Below are 1,167 nucleotides of genomic sequence, written 5' to 3'. Positions count from 1 at the left end.
GATCAAGGCCGGGCGAGTCACGGCCATCGGACCGTCGGCGGCATGGAGGAGAGGATCGAGTCGATGTTGCCGCCGGTCTTCAACCCGAAGATCGTGCCGCGATCGTAAAGCAGATTGAACTCCACGTAACGGCCGCGCCTCACCTGCTGCTCGATGCGATCTGCGTCCGTCCAGGTTCTGGTGACGTTGCGCCTGACGATCTCGGGATACACTGCGAGAAACGCCTCGCCCACGTCGCGGGTGTAGGAGAGGTCCTCATCCGGATCCCCCGACCAGTGGTAATCGTAGAAGATACCGCCGACGCCGCGTTGCTCGTTGCGGTGTTTGAGGAAGAAGTACTCTTCGCACCACTTTTTGTATTTGTCGTAAGGGGCGGAATCCCGATGCTTGTCGCAGGCTTTGCGCATCGCCTCGTGGAACGCCACCGTATCCGGATCATCCTGCGTCCGGCGGCGGTCGAGGACGGGTGTGAGATCGGCCCCGCCACCGAACCATGGCTTCGTCGTCACGACGAAGCGCGTGTTCATATGAACTGTCGGAACGTTGGGATTCCACGGATGCGCGATGAGCGAGATGCCCGCAGCCCAAAAGCGCGGATCGGCGTCCGATCCAGGAATCTGACCGCGGAATTCCGGTGCGAACTCCCCATGAACGGTTGAGACGTGCACGCCCACTTTCTCGAAGACGCGGCCGCGCATCATCGACATGACGCCGCCACCACCGGGTTGCCCGCCATGATCCTTGCGCTCCCATGGCTTGCGTTCGAAACGCCCCGGGAGCGTGGCCTCGGGCGGCAAGGGAGCGGTGGTTTCGTCCTCGATGGCTTCGAAAACGGCGCAAATCCGGTCCCGGAGCGTCGCGAACCACAAGGGCGCCTCAGCTTTCAGGCGTTCGACTACAGGATCGTTATTCATCGCTCGACGTCCGTTCGATCAGGGATGGCGCGGAAGGAAATAGGCCGGTTTGTCGCAAGGATTCGCCGATCAGCATGGCGGCGGTCACCGCCACGTTGAGGGACCGCAGGCCTTCTTGCATGGGGATGAGGATTCTCGCATCCGCCGCTGCGTGGACCTCGTCGGGCACACCGGCCGATTCCCGACCAAGCATGATGATGTCCGTCGGTTCGAAGGCGAAATCCGTGTAAGGGATCGCCGCCTTGGTGGTAGC

Annotated in this window: 2 protein-coding genes; both read right to left on the bottom strand. The window is 62.1% G+C overall.

All coding sequences use genetic code 11. The features are described from left to right. Positions 1-17 precede the first annotated feature (17 nt). Positions 18-914 carry an oxygen-dependent coproporphyrinogen oxidase gene (gene hemF, locus AC1DT3_RS22005; protein WP_477467302.1) on the bottom strand — a complete coding sequence of 299 codons (897 nt, stop codon included), beginning with the start codon at positions 912-914 and terminating at the stop codon, positions 18-20. Next, a partial coding sequence (locus tag AC1DT3_RS22000) for a tRNA (cytidine(34)-2'-O)-methyltransferase (RefSeq protein WP_477467301.1) occupies positions 907-1,167 on the bottom strand: 261 nt, incomplete at its 5' end. The genes AC1DT3_RS22000 and hemF, both read right to left, overlap by 8 nt.

This window comes from Microvirga sp. P4_G7, assembly GCF_056401005.1.
The sequence above is the reverse complement of the archived record's forward strand: the minus strand, read 5'-3'. Positions and strand labels throughout refer to the sequence as shown.